Raw genomic sequence first — 21,885 nt, 5'->3', positions numbered from 1 at the left:
CGATAGCGAGGGGAAGAGGGCTTCGGCATGGCCCGAAGCTAACCTGCAGGATTCACGACGTGAATCCGCCTCACTGATAAGTGCAACAACGCCAAGTACATACGGAACAACAAAAGGATATTTGGTCAAGCGCGCTGTCGTAGAAATTTCTTCGTGAAACACGCTGTGGCCAGCAGTTCAAATCGCCCTAACAGATATCCACGACAAGCTTCACCGCGGCGGCCCTGCGACCGCTCGGCATGCATTCTTCCACAAGATTCAATAATTCAGGCCAGATCGGCCCTTGTTCACGCGCCTCTGCCCCCCGATCACCCAACCCCGTCCTTTGCGCCCAGCCGGGATCTCAGTGCCCCGGAGATGCCATCGCCATCGACACGTTTCGCACGGCCTCGATCACGATCGGGGCCACGGACTCGATCGCGGATCTGGGCGGGCGTGCATCGGGAAAGCCGCGCTCAGGGATGCGATGATCTGATTGCGCGCGTCGCGCACCGGCGCGCCGACGGAGTTCACCCCCAAAAGCGTTTCCTCGCAGGCATGGGCGAAGCCATCGCGGCGCGAAACCTCGATCTCGGCAATCAGCCGCTCCGGATCAGTGATGGTCACCCTCGTCGACGCCTCCGACCTCGTCGGACTGCAGCGAATGGTCAAGTCGCCGGCCAAGGTTGTCTACATGCGCCGCGCCGGCGAAATGGCCGATGCCGCCGCCCTGGCCGTGGCCGAGGCCGCAGCCCCCGGCGTTGACGAGAACATTGTCGAACTGGCTGCCTCGTCTGCGGCGCTGAGCCGGGGCGGAGAGATCCCGCTGGCCAAGGTCATATTGTCCTGGGGTCCTCACGCCATGCTGACCCGCGTCGCCTGCGGCTTCCGCACGCTTCAGCCCGGCGACCAGCTCACTTGCGAATGGGCCGGCATCTACCGGCGCTATCACGCGGGGATCTTCCGGACCTATTCGATCGCCCCGGCAAGCCAGCGCCACCTTGACTTGTTTGCCGTGACCCACGAGCCGCTCGACGCAATGACGCTGGCCGCCCGTCCGGACGAGCCGATCGGCAACATCGACCGCGAGCATCGCCACGTCTTCGATGCGCATGGCTACGAAACGCAGCGCCGGTCGACAGCCGGATATTCGGTCGGCGCGGCCTTCCCCCCCAAGGCGCTACCTGACGCACCGCCCCTGCTCTACGCCGACAACCTGATGATCGCCGAGCCGGGCATGACATTCTTCCTGCATGCCGTCTTCTCTGATGCGGACACCGGCGACGCGATGATGCTGGGCCATACGGTCCTGATCACCGAAACCGGCAAGGAGATCCTCAACAAGATCGCCTGCGAGTACCCCGAATGCCTCTGACGACGACCGACACGGCCCCGCTTTCGATCGCACAGGCACGCGGCCTCTTCCCGGTGACCCGGACGAAGGCTATGGGCACGCTGAGCGACGCGGTCTCCGCAGCGCTCGCGGCCTATCTGCGCCGCCACGCCGAGGGCGAAATCGGCATCGAGCAGGACCTCGAGCTGGTGGCCCAAGCGCGCGAGGCAGCGGCCCGCTTCGTTAACGCCCGTCCCGGTGAGATCGCCTTCAGCAAAAACGTAGCCGACGCGCTCAACATCGTGGCCCAGGGGCTCGACTGGCGCGAGGGTGACGAGATTGTCATCGTCGATCAGGAATTCCCCGCCAACGCCTTCCCCTGCCTCGACCTCGCCGCACGCGGGGTCCGGGTGCGCAAGGTCGAGAATGCGGAGAACAGGGTGCCGCTGGAGCGCGTGATCGCGGCGATCGGCCCCCGGACGCGACTGGTAAGAATTTCTTGGGTGGAGTTCAGCTTGGGCTTCCGCGACGAACTGAAGCTGATCGCCGAGGCCTGCCATGCACGGGGCACGCTGTTCTGTGTCGACGGCATCCAGGGCGTCGGCGCACTGCCGCTCGACCTGCCCGAAACCGGCATCGACATCACGGCGACATCATCGCACAAGTGGCTGCTGGCCCCCACCGACGTCGGATGGATGTACCTGCGCGAGGACCTGATCAAACGCCTCGCGGTGAGCTACCTGGGACAGAGCAGCTTCGACTGATTCCGTGCCCTCGACTATTTGAACTTCGAGCTTCCGCTCTGGGCCGACGCCCGCCGGTTCGAGCCCGGGATCCTGAACTACACCGGCCTTGTCGGACTGACGGCGGCGATCGACCTGTTCGAGCGCGTTGGCATGACGGCCGTCAGCGAACGGATCCGCGAGCTCACCGACCTCGATGTCGAGGGCCTGCGCAGCCGAGGGGCGAGGCTCCCGTCCAGCCGTGCGGGCGAGGACTGGTCTGGGGCCGTGTCCTTCCAGATCCCGGGCCGCGACCCGGCGGAGGTGCATCGCGCCCTGAAGGACGAGGATGTAGTGGTGTCGCTGCGCGGCAACCTGCTGCGCATCTCGCCGCACTTCTATCCCGACGAGGGCGATATTGAGCAGCTCCGGAAAGTTCTCGACCGGCTCGACTGACGCGAGATCGCCGGTCTGGATCGGACGTTGGGTCTCGGTAGCTTGCGCTGGCATTTCGGATGCGGGTTCAGAACCGCAGGATCGAAGCCCCGATCCAGCCAGGCAGCTGATCGGGGCGTGCCGGAGCGAAGAGTTCGTAGTAGACGCAACCCTCCGCGCCACAGCCGATCGCCGCATGGCGCGAGCCTGCGGGGAAGAAGACCAGGTCGCCCGGGCCGGCCGTGGTCTCGACTTCATCGATCACCAGACGGCAGGTGCCGGAGACCATGATCAGCATCTGCTCGTTGTCGTGCCAGTGCGTCTTGCCGTCAAAATCGGCGTCCGGCGCGGTCTCCACCCGCACCGCCGAAATGAGGTTTCCACAGACGCCCTTGCGCGCAGACCCCGACCGCATGCCGGCGACGGTCGGAAGGCTGTTCCAGTCGATCTTCATCGTTTCATCCCTTTTTACTTTGGTGGAAGGCCACCGGGTGCGGGTGCCCGCCCTGCGCGTTCAATTGTCCTCGACAAGCCGATCCGGGGGCAGCTGTTCACCGGCCACGCGCCGGCGGGCCCGTGCCGCGCGCAGCGCGTCGCGGCGGCGCATCAGGGGCGGAAGGGCGATCAGAAGGATCGTCAGCGCAAAGAGCGTCAGAGCGATCGGGCTTTCGAAGAACACGCGCGGATCGCCCCCCGACGAGACGAGCGTGCGCCGCACCCCGCGCTCGAGCAGCGGCCCGAGGATCATCCCCAGCACCAGCGGTACCAGCGGGTAGCCCAAGCGCGTCAGTGCGAAGCCCAGAAGCCCGAAGCCCACCGTCAGCGCCACCTCGAACATTGAGTAGTTGATCGAATAGACACCATAGACAACGATCGCGATCACCGCCGGATAGAGATAGCCGGGCTTGAGAAAGGCGCAGGCGGCCAACAGCGGCAGCGCCAGCAGCGTGATCGCGACCAACGCCAGGTTGCCGATGTAGAAGCTGCCGAAGATCGTCCAGACAAAATCCTGCTGCGTGGCGAAGAGCATGGGACCGGGCTGAAGACCGATCATCAACAGCCCGCCCATCAGCACCGCCGTCGTGCCCGAGCCGGGAATGCCCAGCGCGAACATGGGGATCATGCTGCCGTAGGAGGCAGCGTTGTTCGCGGCCTCGGGTGCGGCAACACCCTCGATCGCGCCTTGGCCATAGGCCTCTGGCGTGCGCGAGCTGCGCTTTGCCGTGGCATATGCCAGCATCGTCGCCGCCGTCGCGCCCGCACCGGGCAGAACGCCGACGAAGAAGCCGAGCACGGCCCCCATCGACAACGGCTTTCGACATTGCCACATCGCGCGGAAGTCGGGCATCAGCTCGCGCAGCCGGAAACGCGCCATGCGGTCTCGGCTCTCAGCCGTTGCATTCGGTGACGAGAACATCTCGGCCAGCCCGAAGAGCCCTACGGCGACGATCGAGAAGTCGACCCCCTCGAAGAGCCTTACGTCACCAAAGGTGAAACGCTGCATGCCGAGGATCGGGTCGAGGCCGATGGTCCCCAGCCAGACCCCGAGGAAGAGCGCGGTGAAGCTCTTGAACGGATCGCGACCGCCCAGAACCGAAACCAGTGCCAGCGAAAAGACCATCAGCGCCGTCATCTCGACCGGACCGAAGGCGATGGCATAGGAGGCGATCGAGGTGGCGAAGAGCGTCAGCAGGATCAGGCCGATCAGCCCGCCCAGGAACGAGGCGGCGATCGCCATGCTGAGCGCGGCACCCGCCTTGCCCTTGCGCGCAAGCTGATGGCCATCGATCGCCGTCATGGTCGCCGCCGCATCGCCCGGGATGCCCAGCAGGATCGCGGTGACCGCACCGCCGTATTGCGCGCCGTAATAGACCGCGCCCAATGCGGCGATGGCCGCGGTGCCGTCGAAGCTGACGGCGACCGGCAGCAGGATGGCGACGCCCGCGGTGGGGCCGAGCCCCGGCAGCGCACCGATGAACAGGCCGACCAGCGCCCCGAAGGCGACGGCCATCAGGATTGCCGGCGTGGCGGCATTGGAAATCCCGTGGGCCAGAAGGGACAAGCTGTCGAACATCTTCGCCCCCTCAGACCAGCGCCGGCACGCCGAGCAGGCGGTCGAACAGCAGGTGAAGACCAGCGGTCATCGCGCAGGCCAGTACCACAAGCGCGATGATGAACCGCGGCTCGCGGGTCCCGAACAGGAGCCCGATCCCGAGCATCAGCAGAAAAGCCGCGCCCAGCATGCCGATCACGTAGGACAGCGCGATGAAACCGAGCGTCAGGCCCGAGGCGAAAAGCACGTAGAGCGCGTCGACCACCGGGATGTCGGGCGGTGCAAGAATGCCGCGCAGGCTGCGCGTCACGCTCGCGATGGACAGCCCCAGGATCGCGAGCCCGACCCAGAGCGGAAAGAAACCGGGCCCGGGCGCGTCGTTGGCGAGATATCCCAGCCCGTAGGCCCCGAGACAGATGTATCCCCCGAGCACCGCGAGCATCGCGGAAAACACGAGGTCGGCCACGCGTGACGGTATCATGTCATTCTCCTCCCATGACGGAGCCCCCGGCCCTCCTCCGGTCGGGGGCTCCGGTTCAGTTCACCATGCCGAGGTCGTGCATCATCTTGTCGTACATGGCGTTGGTGGTCTCCATCTCGGCCGCGAAGCCCTTGGAATCGAGATAGGCCGGCACCTCGCTGAACCGGTCGACATAATGCTCGCGCCAGGCATCGCTTTCGGCGACCTTGCGCAGCGTATCCTCCCAGAAGGCGACGATCTCGGGCGTCTGGCCCGGCGGCATGATGACGCCGCGCAGCTGGGTATGGACGATGTCGATCCCCTGTTCGGTGAAGGTGGGGACATCGGGCAGGCTCTCCATCCGCTCGGCTGAGCTGACGGCGATCGGCTGCAGCGCACCGGCGTCGATCTGTTCGATGATCTCGTTCGGATTACCGAAGATCAGGTCGATATGTCCGCCAAGCAGCGCGGCCAGCACCTCGCCCTCACCATCGAAGGGCACGACCCGGATTTCGGTTCCCAGCGCCTCGGCGACCCGCGCCGACAGCAGCGTCGGGTCAGAGACCGCCGCCGCCGTCCCGGCGCGCAGCCCGCCATGCTCCTTGATAAAATCAAGTGAGGTGATGTCCGACCCAGCCTTGCTGGCCAGGATGTAGGGCGAGCGCGCGATGGCCGCGAGCGGCGTGAAGCTCCTGTAGTCGACCGGCGAGTTGCCGAGGATCGGCGTGGTGAAGAAGCTCACACCGACCCCGCCCAGCAAGTATGGGTTGCCTTCCTGCCCGGAGATGTAGCTGTAGGCGATGGCACCCGCGCCGCCGGGGCGGTTTTCTACCAGCATCTTGACCGGCAGAAGCTTCTCCTCCTCGAGAACCTTCGCCAGCGTGCGCGCCAGGATGTCGCTGCCGCCACCGACGCCGGACTGGACGATGTACTGCACGTTCTCGGCCGGATAGTCCTGGGCCAGCGCTGCCGGGGCGGCCAGAGCCGCCGTGACGGCAAGGCCGATACTCGCCGCGCCAAGGCGGCCCTTCAGGGTCTGTATCATGGTCTCCTCCCTTCCATGATGGTTGATCTTTCCGTCGTTCTCTCGCCTCAGCGGATGAGATACCCATGCGCATCGCGCGGTCCGCTCAGCACCATCTCCTCTGCGGAGCGGACCTGGGCGTCGCGCAGTTGGTCATAGTCGGGCTCGTATCCGAGCCCCGGCTTCTTGGAGAGAGTCATGCGGCCATTCTCGGGGTCGGGCGTGCCCTTGAAGAAGCGCTTGCCCGTCTGCCACATGCCGTAATGGAACTCGACCGGCCCGCCATTGGCGAGACCGCAGAGCAGGTGGGCATTGAAGATCGGCCATCCGCCGCCGTTCGACATGGTAAGATTGAAAGCCTGGGCCATATGCGCGACCTTCACCGCCTCGGTGAAGCCGCCGCAATAGAGAACGTTGGGCTGGATCACGTCGACCGACTGGTGGGTGATGAGGTCACGATGGCTGAATCGGTGCCCGTTGTTCTGGCCCGAGCTGATCGGAACCCGGACCTGGCGGCGCAGGTCGGCCAATGTGCGCGGGTCGTTCTGCTGCACCGGCTCTTCGAACCAGTGGACGTTGCAGTCCTCGATCGCGCGGGCAAGCTGCAGGGCGTCATGCGGGTTGAACCAGCAGTTCGCGTCGATCATCAGCGGCACGTCGGGACCGGCCGCGTCGCGTGCCGCCTGAACCCGGCGCACGTCATCGCGCCAGGTGCGCTTCGGCTCGGCCCCGACCACCATCTTCAGCATCTTGTGGCCGTCGGCGATGAACTTCTTGGCGTAGTCGTGGATCTGATGCTCGTCGAAGAACGGGTAGCCGAAGGTGGAATAGGTCGGACGGGTGTCCGAATAGCCGCCGACCATCTCGGCCACGGTCCGGCCGACCTCCTTGCCCTTGAGATCCCACAGCGCGATGTCGACGGCCGAGATCGCGTGCGAGACCACCCCGGTATAGGCGCGGTTGTTCAGCCGCGCCCAGATGCGATCGGCGATCGCCTCGGTATGGAACGGGTCCATGCCGATGATCGTCGGCGCGATGTGATCCTTGATGCAGGAAATGATCGGCCAGGGCAGGAACTGCCCGGTCACGCCGAAGCCCTTGCGCCCGTCCTCCAGCTCGACCTCGCAGAAGACGAACATCCGCGTCTCGACGCTGTCGCCGATGTCGGGAAGGCTGATCTCGTGCCGATGCAGGCTGGCGGTGATGTTGGCGATCCGCGAGGCGGACTGCAGCGGGTGGTCCTTCATTGGGCAGGCTCCTTGCCATGGGTTTTGCACGCGGCGCGCGCGCGCTCGTATCGCGACCGGGTCGCGTCGTTCATCGGGTAGAGCCCGGGCAGCGCCGCGCCGCCCGCGACCTCGGCCAGCACCCAGCTTTCCTCGTCATCCTGTCGCGCGGCGGCCTCGGCCACCTCGGGGACGAGCCCGGCCGGGATGACCACGGCCCCGTCGTCATCCGCGACGATCATGTCGCCCGGGCGCACGGCGACACCGCCGCACCCGATCAGGTCGCCCCAGCCGGCAAAGGTCATCGCGCCGATCGCGGGCGGGGCTGCGACGCCGGCCGCCCAGACCGGCAGACCCGTCGCAAGGGTACCGCGCTGGTCGCGCAGAGCCCCGTCGGTCACCAGCCCCGCCACACCCCGGGCAAGCATCCTCCGACACAGGATGTCGCCGAAGATGCCCGCATCCCTCTGTCCGCCGCTGTCGACCACGGCGATGTCGCCACGGCCCATCGCCTCGACCGCGGCCCGGGTCGAGCCGCCGGAGGCCCAGCTTTCGGGCGTCGCCAGGTCCTCGCGCATGGGCACGAAGCGCAAGGTGAAGGCGGGACCGGCGCGGCAGGGCGTCCGGCCGGCCCCGGCCAGGGGACGGGTGCCACGCATCCAGACGTTGCGCAGCCCGCGCTTGAGCAGAAGCGTCGTCACCGTCGCCGTGCTGGAGCGCTCGAGCGCGGCGATCGCCGCAGGGTCGTGGACGGGGATGCTTTGCATCTTCTCACCCTTCGTTCAGACGCTGGGGATCAGGCCGCCATCCACGCGGATCACCGAGCCGGTGACGTAGGAGGCGGCGTCGCTTGCAAGAAAGGTCGCCACGCGACCGTATTCCTCGGGTCGGCCATAGCGACCGAGCGGGATCGATCCCGTGCTTTCCGCGGTGACCTCGGCCGTGCTGCGCTCTTCGCGCTTGGCCTTCTGCTCGTCCAGGAACAGGATGCGACCCGTCGCGACGCGTCCCGGCAGGATCACGTTGGCGGTGATCCCGTCGCGTCCGACCTCGCGCGCCAGTGTCTTGGACCAGCCCAGAAGCGTCATGCGCAGGGCGTTCGAAAGGCCGAGGTTGGGAATCGGCGCGACAATCCCCGACGAGGTCGATGTGACGATCCGTCCCCAGCCCGCGGCCTTCATCCCCGGCAACACCCTGTCAGTGATCGCGATGACGGAAAGGGCCATCATCTCGAAATATCGCAGCCAGTCGGCCGGCGACTGGCCCGAGACCGGCGTCGGCGGCGGTCCGCCCGTGTTGTTCACCAGGATCGACACTGGCCCCTCCGTCGCCTCGATGTCCTGAAGCCTCGCCTCGATCACCGTGCGGTCCGAAAGGTTCCAGGCCATCGCCCGAGCGCTGCCGCCCGCGGCCGTGATCCGCCCGACCGTCGCCTCGGCGGCGTCGAGATCGAGGTCGGCGGCGATGACCCTGGCTCCTTCGCCTGCCAGAGCCTCGGCCACCGCGCCCCCCAACCCGCCACCCGCCCCGAAGACGAGCGCAACCCTGTCTTTTACTCCCAGGTCCAAGGCACCCTCCCAGATCCGCAACCTTCGCAGACACCGTGACCCGGCCTGGAAATTAATAAAATACCAGTTGTTTCTGGTTCAGAAGATGGAATTAACATCTTCCCATGGACACGAACTTCCTGCGCACCCTGCTGATGGTCGTCGACAGCGGCTCGATCGCCGAAGCCGCACGGCTGGAGCGGTTGACGCCCGCGAGCGTGGCCCAGCGCATCCGGGTTCTCGAGAACCAGATCGGACACCGCCTGATCGAGCGATCGGGGCGCGTCGTGCGCCCGACCGCCGCCGCGTTGGGCATCCTGGCGCGCAGCCGCGGCATTCTGCGCGACGTGGACGAGCTGCACAGCCTCGCGTCTGGCCAGAGGCTGACGGGGCAGCTGCGCCTCGGCGCGGTGGCGACGGTGATGACCGGCATGGTCCCCGCCCTGATGGAGCATATGACGCAGGCCGCGCCGGACGTGGATCACGCGGTGCAGCCGGGCTTTTCGGGCGAGCTCTATTCGCTTGTGCTGAACGGCACGCTGGACGCGGCGATCATCGTCCGGCCGCCCTTCGAGATCGCGCCGAGCTGCGGGATCGAGCGATTGCGGCGCGAGGCGCTGATCGCCGTCGCGGGCCCCGACCATGTCGGCGCGGATCCGCTGGAGCTGCTACGGCGCGAACCTTTCATCCGGGCCGACCGCACGCGCTGGATGGGGTCGCAGGCCGAGGCCTACATGGCCGAGCACACGATCCGTCCTCGCCTGCGGTTCGAGGCCAACGCACTCGACCTCATCGTGCTTCTGGTGACGCGAGGTCTCGGCGTCTCATTGATACCCGACGCGCTGCAGCCTTGGCCGCTTGGCGCATCGGTCGCGAGGATACAGCTTCCGAATGCACCGCAGCGCGAGATTGTGGTGGTCTGGTCGCGAGACCCGGGTCGCGCTCACCTCGTCGAACTGCTGAGGGCGGCACTGCGCGAGCTGCCCCCATCCATCCGCAACCTGTAAGCGACACGTGAGCGGATTGCGTGGGGCCGCTACACTTGAGCAGGATCAGTGATGTGATCTCCGCGAATGTCCCCGTTCGAGCTTAGAGTTTTCCGGACGGAATCCTTGGCTGGGAGAGGAGCGGAAACGGATGAAGGCGTCGAAGTTCACGGACGCGCAGAAGGCGTTCATCATCAAGCAGTCGGAGGATGGCACGCCTGTCGTGGAGGTCTGCCGCAAGGCGGGGATCAGCACGGCGACCTTCTTCAATTGGAAGAAGAAGTACGCGGGATTGATGCCGTCCGAGATGAAGCGGCTGCGGGAGCTCGAGCAGGAGAACGCGCGGTTGAAGAAGATCGTCGCCGATCTCGCGCTGGACAAGGAGATGTTGCAGGACGTCATCAAGCGAAAGCTTTGAGGCCCGCCCGGAAAAGGACGCTGGTCGACGAGATGCGGGCGGATTGGCAGGTGTCGATCCGCCGCGCCTGCGAGGTGATCCGGTTCGATCCAAGGACCTATCGCTACAAGTCTCGCCGACCTGGGCAGGCCGCTTTGGAACAGCGGATCCGAGAGATTTGCCAGACCCGTGTCCGCTTCGGTTACAGGCGGGTGCATGTGCTGTTGCGCCGCGAGGGCTGGGAGGTCAACGCGAAGAAGACCTATCGACTTTACAAGGAGTTGGGCATGCAATTGCGGAACAAGACACCGAAGCGGCGGGTAAAGGCCAAGCTCCGCGACGACCGGAAGGAGGCCGCCGGGCCCAACGATATCTGGGCTATGGACTTCGTCCATGATCAGCTCGCGACGGGGCGCAAGCTTCGCGTGCTCACGGTGGTGGACACCTTCTCGCGTTACGTGCCGGTGCTCGACGCGCGCTTCACCTATCGCGGCGAGGATGTGGTCGCGACCCTGGAGCGAGTGTGCAAACGAAGCGGCTATCCAGCCACAATCCGCATTGATCAGGGCAGCGAGTTCATCTCGAAGGACATGGACATATGGGCCTACGCCAAGGGTGTGACGCTGGACTTCTCTCGCCCCGGGAAACCCACGGACAACGCCTTCATCGAGGCGTTCAACGGGCGCTTCCGGGCGGAATGCCTGAACAGCCACTGGTTCATGAACCTTGAAGATGTCGCCGAAAAGCTGGAGGCTTGGCGTAGAGACTACAACGAAGAAAGACCGCACGGGGCCATCGGCAACAAGGTCCCGGCAGACCTGATCAAATCAGCTCACGACACCAGCCCGTGAGCCTGATGCAAGCGCCGAAACTCTAAGGGCGGCCGAGGGCGCGTCGGGTAGCACATCAAAACCGGCAGACTCTCGTTATGATGGAGGGACATTCCGGGGGGCCGGTCAGCGCCCTCCTCCAGCCGGCATCGGGCTTTCTACTTACTTTCAAACTTTCTAAGTTTCTCTTATTTCAGGCGCTGACAAAATACTGAAATATAACAGAAAATCGAGACGCTGGACGGAATTTGTCGGCTTCAGGGCCGTCTTTTGTCGGCCTAAAGACGGATTTTGTCGGGGCCCAGGCCTGCTTTTGTCGGGATAGAGGCCGCAAAAAGTCGGCATGAGGCCCGAAAATCTCGGTCAACAGCCGCGTGCCAAGCCATGAGGCGCAGCACACCCCGATCCGGAGCGACCCCACCGGAGCACGGCCCCTTCGTCGTGACCAAGCTTCGGCCCGCTGAGCAGAGTGAAAGGTGCACTCCGCCCATTGCCCATATCAGCGTAGACGGGCGGCTATCAGGGCCCAGCACCGGAAAAACAGATAGAACAGACTGGAGGCAACGTCGCAGGTGCCCCATGGCGTCGCGCTCGCCCCAGTCCATCGATGCGCCAAGCGGGCGTACGGATGAAGAAATGACCCCATGCACACCAGCCACTTGATAGGCTCGCAACGCTGCCCCGGCGGGGCAGCGTTGCGGACAGCTCAAATTATCCAACTCGACCGTCGCTCGGTCTCGAAGAAATCTCCAGGAGGGCGGCTATGCGGACAAAGCTGCCGGTGAGGAATGGCCTGCAGACCACCTGACGGCGATCCACGTTCAAAGCGACATCGCACAAGCGCGAGACTTCGGGTGACAGCTTCGGCGAACTGCGGGCGCAGCTACCGAGCGGTCTTGACTGACAAAGGCTGTCCAGCGCTCCAGACGACCGCCTCGACGCATTGCTGCGATCCCGCACCGCCACACCAGCCTCCGTCGCGGGCGATCAGCAGCACCGGCCGCCCGTCCCAGTCAATCATCCGCCAGTCCTCGGCTTGGAACCTCCAGCTTTCCTCGCCTACAACGGCGAGCAAGGTGCAGCCGCCCGAACCGCAGTAACCGGACGGCGCGCCCGCGCATGTGAAGCGGCCAGTGTCGACCAGACGGTCGGAAGGCGCGACGCCGTCGAGATCGACCTCCGCCACCGCATCGCCGTGCTCGAAGGCCGTGCCGCCCGAAGCCGCGCAGCTCTCGGCCGCCTCCGCGAGGATCTCCGCCACGGAGGCTGCGCGTGCCGCCCCGTGCAGGAACAGGAGCGCACCGAGGGCCATCAAAGCCGTCGCGGTCGTCCACCGTCCGGTCGCCGTTTTGGTCATGCGGCACCTTCCTTATCACGCTGAGCTTGCGACGAAGGCTGGCAGACCGCCGCTGTCGGCGCAAGCAGGGCCGGCTTCGCCTGTCCCCCGACAGCACCGTTGACAGACCGTGTCAGCCTCTCATGCTCACCCATGGGTGGAGTGAAAGTGGAGACGATCGATGCGGAAACGTCTGACACGAGCACTGAGCGCGGCGGTGCTGGCCTGCGCACCGGCGCTAGCGACGGCGCAGGTGCCCGAGGCGCTTTGGCTGCGCGACGCGGCGATCGCGCCGGACGGCAGCCGCATCGCCTTTGCTCATGGCGGCCAGATATGGACCGTGCCCGCGACTGGCGGACAGGCCACCGCACTGACTGCCGGCCTCTGGCGCGCGACCCACCCGGTCTGGTCGCCCGACGGGCGCAGCATCGCCTTCGCCGCCGACCGCCATGGCCAGGACGACGTCTTCGCCATGCCTGCGGAAGGCGGCGCGGTCACCCGGCTGACCCACCAATCCGGCCCCGATCGCCCCATGGCCTTCACCCCGGACGGCATGGCCGTCGTCTTCACCTCGCAGCGCCTCGGCGATCCGACGGCCGATGCGATGGATGCGATCAACGGCCTCGCCGGGCTCTACGAGCGGCCCTGGACCGTGCCGGTGACCGGCGGCCGGCCGCAGCCGCTGCTGCCGACGCTAGCGCTGAACATCGATTTCGGGCCCGAGGGCCGGATCCTCTACGAGGACAACCGCTCGGTCATAGAGAACCGCTGGCGCAAGCATCAGGTGTCGGACGCGGCGCGCGACATCTGGCTGCATGACCCGGCCACCGGCAGCCATCGCCAGCTGACCGAGTTCCGCGGCGAGGATCGCGACCCAAGCTTCGGCCCCGATGGGCGCGACCTGATCTGGCTGAGCGAGCAAGGCGGCAGTTTCAATGTCTGGCGGCGCGCGATCGACGGGGGCGAGGCCGAACAGCTGACCTTCCACGAGCGCTGGCCGGTGCGGTTCATCTCCGCCGCCGACGATGGCACGCTGGCCTATGCTTGGGACGGCGGCCTCTGGCGGCTCGATCCCGGGGCCGAGGCGCCGGAGCGGCTGCGGGTCACCTTGCCACAGGGCAGCCTGATCGACACCGTCTCGACCCGCGACGTCACGGGGGAGGTCTCGCAGATGGCGGTCTCGCCCGGCGGGGCCGAGATCGCCTTCGTCGCCCGCGGCGAGGTCTTCGTCACCGGCTGGGAGAGCCAGGTCACCCGCCGCGTCACCGACACGGTCGACAAGGAAGCCGATCCCGCTTTTTCGGCCGACGGGCTTCGGCTGGCCTATGCCAGCGAGCGGGAAGGCGATTGGGACATCTATGAAAGCGCGGTGCCCGAGGGCGCGCGGTTTTCGGACCCGGTGGCGCTGACCGAACGGCGGCTGATCGACGACGCCGCGGATCTATTCGGGCCGAAATACGATCCCGCGGGCACGCGGCTCGCCTATATCCGCGACCGGGCCGAGATCCGGGTGCAGGACCTGTCTGCCGGGACCTCGACCGTCGTGCAGCCGGGGGACCGGAGCTATTCCTACAAGGACGGCGACCTCGCGGTAGACTGGAGCCCGAGCGGCGACTGGCTGCTGACCCGGCTGGGTTTCAGCACGCCGGATGTCGCGCTGATCGCGGCCGACGGGTCGGAAAGCCACAACATCAGCCGCAACGGGTTTTCCGATCTCAAGGCCCGGTTCTCGGCCGATGGCAGCGCGATCCTGTGGCTGTCGGACCGCTACGGCTTGCGTGCGACAGATGGCGGGGCGGAGGAGGTCGACGTCATGGCGGCCCACCTGACCCGCGCTGCCGCCGAGCGCTTCGGTATGACCCGGCCCGAGCGCGCCCGCGCCGGCGACGCCCCCACACCCGGCACACCCGAGTTCGACGGCATCGAGCGGCGGACCGCCCGGCTCAGCCCTCGTTCGGCGCAATACGCGGCCTTCGGCCTGATGGCCGATGGGCGGAACCTCTTCACCGCCCTCGTCACTCCGGACCTGAAGCTCGAGGCCTCGGTCCGCGACCTGACCGCCGGCAGCGAGCGTGCGCTCTTCAGCCTGCCGGCGCAGACGGTGCTGGCTCTCGGGACCAACCCCGAACTCACGGCGGTCTTCGTCATGACCCCGGGCCGGATCACCCGCTACGACCTCGCCACCGGTCAGTCCGCTGCGGTGCCGGTCCATGCGGAAGTCGCGCGCGACATCCGCGACGAGGTCGCCGCGATCATCCGCTCGAACTGGCACGCCACGGCCGAGACCTTCTACCGCGCCGACATGCAGGGCGTGGACTGGCAGGGCGTGCGCGACCACTACCTGCGCTTCGCGCCGCACATCCAGCACTGGGAGGATCTGGCGGACCTGCTGGGCGAAATGGTGGGAGAGCTGAACGCCTCGCACCAGCTGCCAAGCTACCACCATGCCGATCCGCTGGCCGATGCGAGTGGATCGCTCGGCCTCTACTACGACCACGGCCATACCGGGCCGGGGATGCGGATCGCCGAGGTTCTGGACGGCGGCCCCGCCGACCGGGCGGGCAGCCTGCTGCGGCCCGGCGCCACGATCCTCGCCGTCGACGGGCGCGAGATCGCGGCCGGGGCAAGCCTGCACGCCGCGCTGAACCGCAGCGCGGGGCGCGAACTGCGCCTGAGCGTCGCGCCCCCCGGCGGCGGCGCCCCGGCCGACCAGATCGCCACGCCGATCAGCCTCGGGGCCGAGGGCGAGCTGGTCTATCAGCGCTGGGTCGAAAAGCGCCGCGCGATGGTGGCCGCGCTGTCGGACGGCCGGCTCGGCTACATCCACATCCGCGGCATGACCGCCGATCCCTACCGCACCGCCTATGGCGAGCTGTTCGGGCGGTATGCCGAAACCGAGGGTGTCGTCGTCGACATCCGCGCCAATGGCGGCGGCAATCTGCACGACCAGCTGATCGTGATGCTGACCGGCTCCACCGACGCGGTGAACCGGGCGCGCGACGGCCATGTGGTGACCAGGATCCCGATCGGGCGCTGGACGAAGCCCAGCGTGCTGATCCAGAACGCGGGCAGCTATTCCGATGCCTCGGTCTTCCCGATGCTCTACCGGGCCAAGGGCGTGGGCCGGATCGTCGGCGACCGCACGCCGGGCACCGGGACCGCCGTAAGCGCCGTGCCGCAGCTGGAGGCGGGGCTCAGCTACCGCGTGCCCGAGCTGGGCTTCCAGCTGATCGACGAGACCTGGTTCGAGAACACCGAGGTCGTCCCCGACCTTCTGGTGCGCAACGACCCCGAGAGCCTGGCCGCCGGACACGACGCCCAGCTGGAGGCCGCCGTGGCCGACCTGCTGCGGCAGATCGATGAGCCACCGGCCCGGTAGCGCGGATGTCGGAGAGCAATATCGCGGCGACCGCGGGGCAAAAGGCTCGAAAGACACGTCACGGCGCAACGGTCAACCAGGCGATCGCGGAAACCTGAACACGATGTCGGCCGTCCGCTAAGGGCTCGAATTGGTCATACAGTGCCGTGGCGTGATCGCTCCTGCTGGGTCGCATGACGCGACTGGCCCTCACCGACAGACGATAGTCTGGCCCTCACGGCATTTCGGCTGCCCCGAACCGGCTCCACGCGCAATGCCCAGCATTATTCACCAACTCGAGGTTGACCAGCGCGGACGGCGCCACCATCGTCAGCCGCGATCATGCCTCCGACTGATGCGAGATGGCAGGCGTTGGCTCAGTCGAGCCTGCGAAGCCGGGCTTTCAACGCCTCCACAACCACCCGGAAGGCCGGAGAGCTGTGCCGCCGGTTCGGGTAGTAGAGGTGATATCCCGGCAGCGGCGGCGTCCAGTCCGCCAGCACCTGGCTCAGCGCGCCCTGTGCCAGGTCGTCCTCGACCTCGTCCCGCGGCAGGTAGGCCAGACCTTGCCCGAGAAGCGCGCTTTTGCGGATCAGCTCGACCGTGTTGAAGCTGAGCGCGCCCTCGACCCGCACCCGCTTCTCCGCACCGTCCTTTGCCAGCCGCCAGGCATTGATCGTGTCCGACGAGGGCAGGCGCAGGTTGATCGCCCGGTGCTCGACGAGGTCTTCGGGCGACCTCGGCACGGACTGCTGCGCGAGATAGGCGGGAGAGCCGACGATCGCCATCGGCACGTCCGGGCTGATGCGCACCGAGATCATGTCCTTCGCCACCTGCTCGCCCAGCCGGACGCCCGCGTCGAAGCGCTCGGCCACGACATCGACGAGACCGTAGTCGACGATGACCTCGACCTTCACGTCGGGATAGCCGGGCAGCAGCTCCGCCAGCGCCGGAACGAGGATGGTCTTTGCCGCATGTTCGACCGAGGTGATGCGGATATGGCCCGCCGGCGTGTCGCGGAACTCGCTCAGCTCGGCCAGATCGCTGTCGATCTCCCGCAGCAGGGGCCCGAGCCTGCGGACCAGCCGCTCGCCTGCGGGCGTGGGCGCGACGCTGCGTGTCGTGCGCGCCAGAAGCCGCAGCCCCAGGCGATCTTCGAGACGGCGGACGATCTGGCTCAGCGCCGATTGCGAGAGGCCCAGACGGGTCGCGGCCCTGGTGAAGCTTCCCTCTTCGGCCACCGTCACGAAGGCCGTCAGATCGGCGATATCCTCGCGCCGCATTCATCACCTTGCTTATAGGTTCCAGAAGAACTTACCGCCTAATCACTGAGCGGCTCAAGCGGCATATTGGCTCCATCGGCAGCGGATCGGTTCGATCCCAACCCAAGGAGACGACCATGACCAAGATCACTTTCGCCAACACCAACAACCCGACCATCGAGATGTCGGCCATCATCAACCTGCCCGAGGGCTACGAAGAGGGCACCAGATACCCGGCCATCGTAGTGTCGCACCCCGGCGGCGGGGTGAAGGAACAGACCGCCGGCACCTATGCCGCGGAACTGGCCCGGCAAGGGTTCGTGACCATCGCCTATGACGCCTCCTACCAGGGCGAGTCCGGCGGCAGCCTGCGCCAGCTGGAAAACCCCTACATCCGCACCGAGGATGTCAGCGCGGTGATCGACCACCTGACCACGCTGGCCTACGTCGACGCCGACCGGATCGGCGCGATGGGGATCTGCGCGGGCGCGGGCTATACCGCCAATGCCGCGATCAACGACCATCGGATCAAGGCCGTCGGCACGGTCAGCGCGGTCAACATTGGGGCGATGTTCCGCAACGGCTGGAACAATGACGTGGCTGATGCCGACGCGCTGCCCTTCCTCGAGGCCGGTGCCGCCGCCCGCACCGCGGATGCGCAGTCCCTCGCGACCGGCGGTGATCTGGCGCAGATCCCGATGGCCCCGCTGAAGGAGGAGGATGCCCCCAATGAGGAGCTGCGTCAGGCTTGGGAATATTACCACACCCAGCGTGCGCAATGTGCCACCGCCCCGGGCTACGGGCTCGCGCGCAGCCTCACCCAGCTGATCAGCTATGACGCTTACAACTTCGCCGAGGCGTTCCTGACCCAGCCGCTGCAGATCGTCGCAGGCAGCGCCGCGGGCAGCAAGTGGATGAGCGACGACCTCTACGCCCGCGCCGCCAGTGGCGACAAGGCGTTCCACATCGTCGAGGGGGCCAACCACATGGACCTCTACGACGGTGCCAAGTTCGTCGACGAGGCGGTTGGCGTGCTGGCGCCCTTCTTCCGGGAAAAGCTCGGCGCCTGATCCGGCGCGGACGACATGTGCCCCGCCCGGATCGCGGGCGGGCCAGCCTTTGGCAATTCAACGCCCAGGGAGATCAAACCATGGAAAGCGTGACATTCCAGAACCCCGACATGGCCTGGCACATTGCGGCGGACATTCACTTGCCGCCGGCCTTCGATGCGGGCAGGCGCTACCCGACGATCGTCAGCATCCACCCCTTCGGAAGCTGCAAGGAGCAGACCTCGGGCAGCGTCTACGGCAAGGCGCTCGCCGCGCAGGACTACGTCGTCATCGCCTTCGACGCGAGCTATCAGGGCGCGTCCGGCGGCAGGCCCCGCTGGACCGAGCGCCCGAGCCAGCGGGTCGAGGACGTCAGCCACGTGATCGACCACGCGGTGACGCTGCCTTTCGTCGATGCGGAGCGGATCGGGGTCATCGGCGTCTGCGGCGGTGGTGGCTACGCCCTGAATGCCGCGCTGACCGAGAAGCGGATCAAGGCGGTGGTCGGGATCACCCCGGTGAACCTCGGCCGCCTTTTCCGCGAGGGTTTCAGCGGCTTCGATCCGGTCGCCGCGCTGACCGCCATGGCCGCGCAGCGCAGTGCCGAGGCGCGCGGCGCAGAGCTGCAGGTCAATGAGCTGCTGCCCACCAGCCCCGAGGTGGCGCACGAGGCGGGGATGACCGAGCGCGACGTCTTCGAGGCGACTGACTACTACAAGACGCCGCGCGGCCAGGCGCCTGGCGGCGCGACACGCATGGTCTTCAGCCATGCCCAGCAGACCCTGTCATGGGATGCCTTCGCCTTCGCCGAGACGCTGATGACCCAGCCGATGATGGTGGTCATCGGCCAGAAAGTCGGCGCCTTCGGGGCCTATCGGGACGGCATGGAAATCTACGGCCGCGCGATGGCCTCAGAGGACCGGCAACTGGTCGAACTGCAGGATTGGTCCCACTACGACCTCTACGACCGGGAAGAGCCGGTCAGCCTGGCGATGCAGAAGATCAGTCCGTTCTTCAGGAAGCATCTCGGTGAAGAAGGCACCGCCTCTGCCGAAGCAGCCTGACGACAATACGGCTCGGTCCTGCGCTGCGGGATCGAGCCACTGACTGCGGAAAGTCTCGGCTACGGTAGTTTGGTCCGTCGCTGATCTGACTGCCTCGGGGAGCTGTGTGGTTCCGCTTTGGGCTCGCAGCGGCCACGGGGCTGGGGAAGAAAGCCCCCGACGCGCATCTGGCTCCGGGGTTTCCACAGCAATATTTACCTTAGGGGCTCGCCCATGCGCAGAACCCGCCCCAATTAGGTCATATGCGGTGAAGCCCTGAGCGCCAAACCTTGAAGTGATATGCATGAACTGTAATTTCAAACACGCGCATCACGCGAGTGGGAGGTCGTCTTGCATCCGTATTTCGCAGACCAAATCCACGATCTGGAACCGAGCCAAGTCGGACGCAGGCTGACGACCGACGACGGAATGGTTCCTTCCAGGGTCTCGTTCATGCAGGTGGACAATCCTGAACTCGCGCGAGCGATCAGGACGTTTGTGCGCATCCTCGGCCGTACGACCGAGAAACTCACCGACGAAAGGATCCAGCGCCTCGCGGAGGCGATCGCGTCCTTGGAGACCTCGGAGAGTGACATCGAGTTCCTCGCCCAGACGGCAGCTCTGCGCAGTGAGTACCTGAAGACGGTCCCGACGTGCACCGCCGCGGAGCTGCACAAGCTCGCAGGGCACGAGGCCAAGAACGCCGCGGAGACTGCTTCGGGCTGGACGCGCGAAGGGCGGATCTTCTCGGTCCGCAATGCTCATCAAGTCGGCATCCCTATCTTCCAGATCAGCGAATGCAAGCCGCGGCCCGAAATTGCGCGCGTTCTTGCAGAGCTGCCCAACGCGAAGCGCTCCAGCTGGGGAGCCGCATTTTGGTTCGCGAGCGGCAGCCAGCGCCTCGGATGCGCGCCTCAAGACGCGATCCTCGACCCGAGCCGTGTCGAAGAGGTGATAGACCTTGCCCGCAGGTCGGCGACAGTCGTCGGTTGACCCCGCCGGTCCCGACCGCGGCACTCACGCCGCCCCGCACCGTCACCCTGCCTGCTGGTCTGAACCTCCACCGCATCCAACGTGCCTGCCAGCCTCATCATCCCAGCCAGGATCGGCTGCATGTGGATGCCACCAAATGCCTTGGGATCAGTCCGGCCCGCCAACAGTGTCATTCCAGGTGCCCCGCGAACAAGGCGTAGGGGTGCGGCCTGATCTGTCCAAGAGCTCTTGCAGCATCATGTTGAATCTTGGCTCGAGGGTAGCGAGCTGTGCTCGAGTGCGATCGAGTCCGCTTGACATTGAGCAAGCTCGGAGGTCCGCGCGTCGAGCTGATCTTGCAGAGCTGTCCACCGCGTCAGTCGGTTTTCCAGCTCGACCGTCGCGACCGCGAGTTCGGCGTCGCTCGCGGCGATGCGCATGTCCGCCTCGATGAGCAGTGCTGACAGTGCCTCGTTCTCCTTTTCGGCAGCATCGATTCGTTCGCGATGCAGTGCGTCTGCACGGGCCTGATCTTGTCGCTGTTCGTCTGACCGCTGCTGTATGCATGTGACGACGCCTTCGCGGATCCGCGTCATGGCCTCGTCAATGCTTGCGGCAAGCCCAGCAGGGAGTTGTGCTGCGACTGTCGTGGTTGGCTGCACCGCGCCAGAAAGTTCTGCCCACCTTCGGACCAATGACGTCGGCGCGCCACGGCCGAGCTTTTCGCGAAGGCCGCTGCCCGTCACAGATCGTGAGCAGGCTCGAAGCTCGCTCGCCGCAGCAAGCAGTTCATCGTCGGAGATATCGCTCGGTCGGGCCATAGTGTTTCTTTCGGTTTGTTTCCTGATGTTTGTTAAGTTTGGCTGGGACGACGGATGTGGAAATCGCCCGGGCACCCGGGCAATTTCCATTGACACGGGCAGGTCAACTCCCGCGACGGCCGGCAATCGTCAGTGCCCGCCAAACGGTGTTTCGCGCAGTCTCGGTGCGGCTCCCGACCCATCGCACGGCCGCGTCGGCGTGAACGATCGCACCTTCATCTCCGCTGGGAGGGATGACGACCCGGGCAGCCGACGGCAGTGCCTCGAGATTTTCGATGAGGACAGACAGGAGCGCGTCCGCAAGCTCAAGCGTCGCGATTTCCGTGTCAGTGTCTGCGTGCAGCTCATCGAAGGCATTGATGATGTAGCGAGCGACACGCTCAATCGCCGGCACGTAGCTCGCCAGCTTTCGCAGGGCCGGGATGACATCGGCGTTGAACACTGCAAGCTCGGCGAAAGCGCTCGCAATTGGATCATGTGCAGCCATATCGGTCGGAGTGTTCATTTCGAACTCCTTGCTTCGGAGAACGGGGCCCGAGGGACCGAACGCGCATCCGTGGGAGACACCTTCTGAGGTGCCGCGCGATCAAGTCGCCAGCCGGTCGAAATCGGCTGGCAGATGTTTCTCATGCGGCGTTGACGTCGGCCTCATGGCCGCGAATGTCGACCAGGCGTCCGAGCAGTGCGTCCAAGGCATCTGCGGCGCGGCAGCAGCGCCAGACGATCGTGCTGTCAGGATGGAGCGTGAGCCAACGCGGGTCAGCCATTTCGATGTCGAGATGGAGGACACGGCCCAGGCGCACGAGTTCGTCGACGACCCGTGCCGACGCACCTTCTGTGCGGAAAGCCCGCAAGCAGTTTTCTGCGCGAAACGCTTCTGCGCGTCCACCGATAGCACCGGCAGCTTCAACCAGAAGTGCTTGCTTCTCTCGCAGAAACTTCACTCGTTCTTCTTCTGTGGCGTTGTTGCTCTAATCGGCTGAAGGCCGATCTGTCCCTTTCCCGCTCGGTCTTCAGCTCACGGCAGTGATCTCGGCGGTGCCGAGGGTGTT

At 66.1% G+C, this 21,885-nt stretch carries 20 protein-coding genes and 1 pseudogene; 8 read left to right on the top strand and 13 right to left on the bottom strand.

The annotated features are described in order from the left end of the window. Positions 1–393: 393 nt before the first annotated feature. On the bottom strand, positions 394–606 hold the full coding sequence (locus tag V8J39_RS23145; protein WP_336463347.1) for an IclR family transcriptional regulator domain-containing protein: 213 nt from the start codon (positions 604–606) through the stop codon (positions 394–396). Between V8J39_RS23145 and V8J39_RS23140 the strand changes: the two genes are divergently transcribed. After that, entirely contained in the window at positions 599–1,354 is a 756-nt protein-coding gene (locus V8J39_RS23140; protein ID WP_336463346.1) for a M24 family metallopeptidase, read from the top strand. The genes V8J39_RS23145 and V8J39_RS23140 overlap by 8 nt on opposite strands. Further along, positions 1,345–2,490 (top strand): annotated as a pseudogene (locus V8J39_RS23135) (aminotransferase class V-fold PLP-dependent enzyme). The gene V8J39_RS23140 and the pseudogene V8J39_RS23135 overlap by 10 nt, the downstream one beginning before the upstream one ends. Before the next feature lie 67 nt (positions 2,491–2,557). On the opposite strand, the gene V8J39_RS23130 reads toward V8J39_RS23135, so the two are convergent. Genes V8J39_RS23130 through V8J39_RS23100 form a run of 7 tightly spaced genes read right to left on the bottom strand, consistent with a single transcriptional unit; the run spans position 2,558 to position 8,800 of the window. Continuing rightward, positions 2,558–2,923, bottom strand: a complete 366-nt coding sequence (locus V8J39_RS23130) for a cupin domain-containing protein (protein ID WP_336463345.1) — start codon at positions 2,921–2,923, stop codon at positions 2,558–2,560. A 60-nt stretch (positions 2,924–2,983) separates the two neighbouring features. Further along, on the bottom strand, positions 2,984–4,543 hold the full coding sequence (locus V8J39_RS23125; protein WP_336463344.1) for a tripartite tricarboxylate transporter permease: 1,560 nt from the start codon (positions 4,541–4,543) through the stop codon (positions 2,984–2,986). A 10-nt stretch (positions 4,544–4,553) separates the two neighbouring features. Beyond that, on the bottom strand, positions 4,554–5,003 hold the full coding sequence (locus tag V8J39_RS23120) for a tripartite tricarboxylate transporter TctB family protein (RefSeq protein WP_336463343.1): 450 nt from the start codon (positions 5,001–5,003) through the stop codon (positions 4,554–4,556). Positions 5,004–5,058: 55 nt separating this feature from the next. Beyond that, complete coding sequence (locus tag V8J39_RS23115) at positions 5,059–6,027, bottom strand: tripartite tricarboxylate transporter substrate binding protein (RefSeq protein WP_336463342.1); 969 nt, start codon at positions 6,025–6,027, stop codon at positions 5,059–5,061. A 47-nt stretch (positions 6,028–6,074) separates the two neighbouring features. Then, on the bottom strand, positions 6,075–7,253 hold the full coding sequence (locus V8J39_RS23110; protein WP_336463341.1) for a mandelate racemase/muconate lactonizing enzyme family protein: 1,179 nt from the start codon (positions 7,251–7,253) through the stop codon (positions 6,075–6,077). Then, positions 7,250–7,999: a ribonuclease activity regulator RraA gene (locus V8J39_RS23105; RefSeq protein WP_336463340.1), complete on the bottom strand. Its 750-nt coding sequence runs from the start codon at positions 7,997–7,999 to the stop codon at positions 7,250–7,252. Before V8J39_RS23105 ends, V8J39_RS23110 begins: the two co-directional genes overlap by 4 nt. Positions 8,000–8,014: 15 nt before the next feature. Then, the gene (locus V8J39_RS23100; protein ID WP_336463348.1) at positions 8,015–8,800 is read right to left on the bottom strand and encodes an SDR family oxidoreductase; all 786 of its coding nucleotides are present in this window, start codon (positions 8,798–8,800) and stop codon (positions 8,015–8,017) included. A 104-nt stretch (positions 8,801–8,904) separates the two neighbouring features. Here V8J39_RS23100 and V8J39_RS23095 point away from each other — a divergent pair, with 104 nt between their 5' ends. Together V8J39_RS23095 and V8J39_RS23090 are read left to right on the top strand one after the other, a co-directional pair. Beyond that, positions 8,905–9,786 (top strand): LysR family transcriptional regulator, encoded by an 882-nt coding sequence (locus V8J39_RS23095; RefSeq protein ID WP_336463339.1) that lies wholly within the window; start codon positions 8,905–8,907, stop codon positions 9,784–9,786. Between the two features lie 130 nt (positions 9,787–9,916). Next, a protein-coding gene (locus V8J39_RS23090; RefSeq protein ID WP_336463338.1) for an IS3 family transposase occupies positions 9,917–11,013 on the top strand; the annotation gives its coding sequence in 2 pieces (ribosomal slippage) (positions 9,917–10,178 and positions 10,178–11,013; 1,098 coding nt in all). An 862-nt stretch (positions 11,014–11,875) separates the two neighbouring features. Here V8J39_RS23090 and V8J39_RS23085 read toward each other — a convergent pair. Continuing rightward, on the bottom strand, positions 11,876–12,349 hold the full coding sequence (locus tag V8J39_RS23085; protein ID WP_336463337.1) for a hypothetical protein: 474 nt from the start codon (positions 12,347–12,349) through the stop codon (positions 11,876–11,878). Between the two features lie 160 nt (positions 12,350–12,509). On the opposite strand from V8J39_RS23085, the gene V8J39_RS23080 reads away from it, so the two are divergent. Further along, on the top strand, positions 12,510–15,707 hold the full coding sequence (locus tag V8J39_RS23080) for a S41 family peptidase (RefSeq protein WP_336463336.1): 3,198 nt from the start codon (positions 12,510–12,512) through the stop codon (positions 15,705–15,707). Between the two features lie 356 nt (positions 15,708–16,063). On the opposite strand, the gene V8J39_RS23075 is transcribed toward V8J39_RS23080, so the two are convergent. Then, positions 16,064–16,969: a LysR family transcriptional regulator gene (locus V8J39_RS23075; RefSeq protein WP_336463335.1), complete on the bottom strand. Its 906-nt coding sequence runs from the start codon at positions 16,967–16,969 to the stop codon at positions 16,064–16,066. 116 nt (positions 16,970–17,085) lie between these two features. On the opposite strand from V8J39_RS23075, the gene V8J39_RS23070 reads away from it, so the two are divergent. The 3 genes from V8J39_RS23070 to V8J39_RS23060 all read left to right on the top strand — a co-directional run bounded on the left by V8J39_RS23070 (position 17,086) and on the right by V8J39_RS23060 (position 20,033). After that, the gene (locus tag V8J39_RS23070; RefSeq protein ID WP_336463334.1) at positions 17,086–18,018 is read left to right on the top strand and encodes an alpha/beta hydrolase; all 933 of its coding nucleotides are present in this window, start codon (positions 17,086–17,088) and stop codon (positions 18,016–18,018) included. A gap of 80 nt (positions 18,019–18,098) precedes the next feature. Next, the gene (locus V8J39_RS23065) at positions 18,099–19,061 is read left to right on the top strand and encodes an alpha/beta hydrolase (protein WP_336463333.1); all 963 of its coding nucleotides are present in this window, start codon (positions 18,099–18,101) and stop codon (positions 19,059–19,061) included. A gap of 432 nt (positions 19,062–19,493) precedes the next feature. Then, positions 19,494–20,033, top strand: coding sequence for a hypothetical protein (locus V8J39_RS23060; RefSeq protein WP_336463332.1), 540 nt, complete (start codon positions 19,494–19,496; stop codon positions 20,031–20,033). Positions 20,034–20,269: 236 nt separating this feature from the next. On the opposite strand, the gene V8J39_RS23055 is transcribed toward V8J39_RS23060, so the two are convergent. From V8J39_RS23055 to V8J39_RS23045, 3 genes are all read right to left on the bottom strand, one after another. After that, a complete protein-coding gene (locus V8J39_RS23055) occupies positions 20,270–20,833 on the bottom strand; it encodes a DNA-binding protein (RefSeq protein WP_336463331.1) in 564 nt (187 codons plus the stop codon). A gap of 103 nt (positions 20,834–20,936) precedes the next feature. Then, positions 20,937–21,338, bottom strand: a complete 402-nt coding sequence (locus V8J39_RS23050; protein ID WP_336463330.1) for a hypothetical protein — start codon at positions 21,336–21,338, stop codon at positions 20,937–20,939. Between the two features lie 121 nt (positions 21,339–21,459). Then, positions 21,460–21,777, bottom strand: coding sequence for a hypothetical protein (locus V8J39_RS23045; protein WP_336463329.1), 318 nt, complete (start codon positions 21,775–21,777; stop codon positions 21,460–21,462). Positions 21,778–21,885 lie beyond the last annotated feature (108 nt).

The sequence above is a fragment of the Frigidibacter sp. MR17.24 genome, from assembly GCF_037095655.1.
GTDB lineage: Bacteria > Pseudomonadota > Alphaproteobacteria > Rhodobacterales > Rhodobacteraceae > Frigidibacter.
Note: the sequence above shows the minus strand (reverse complement) of the source record. Positions and strands in the feature narration are given on the sequence as shown.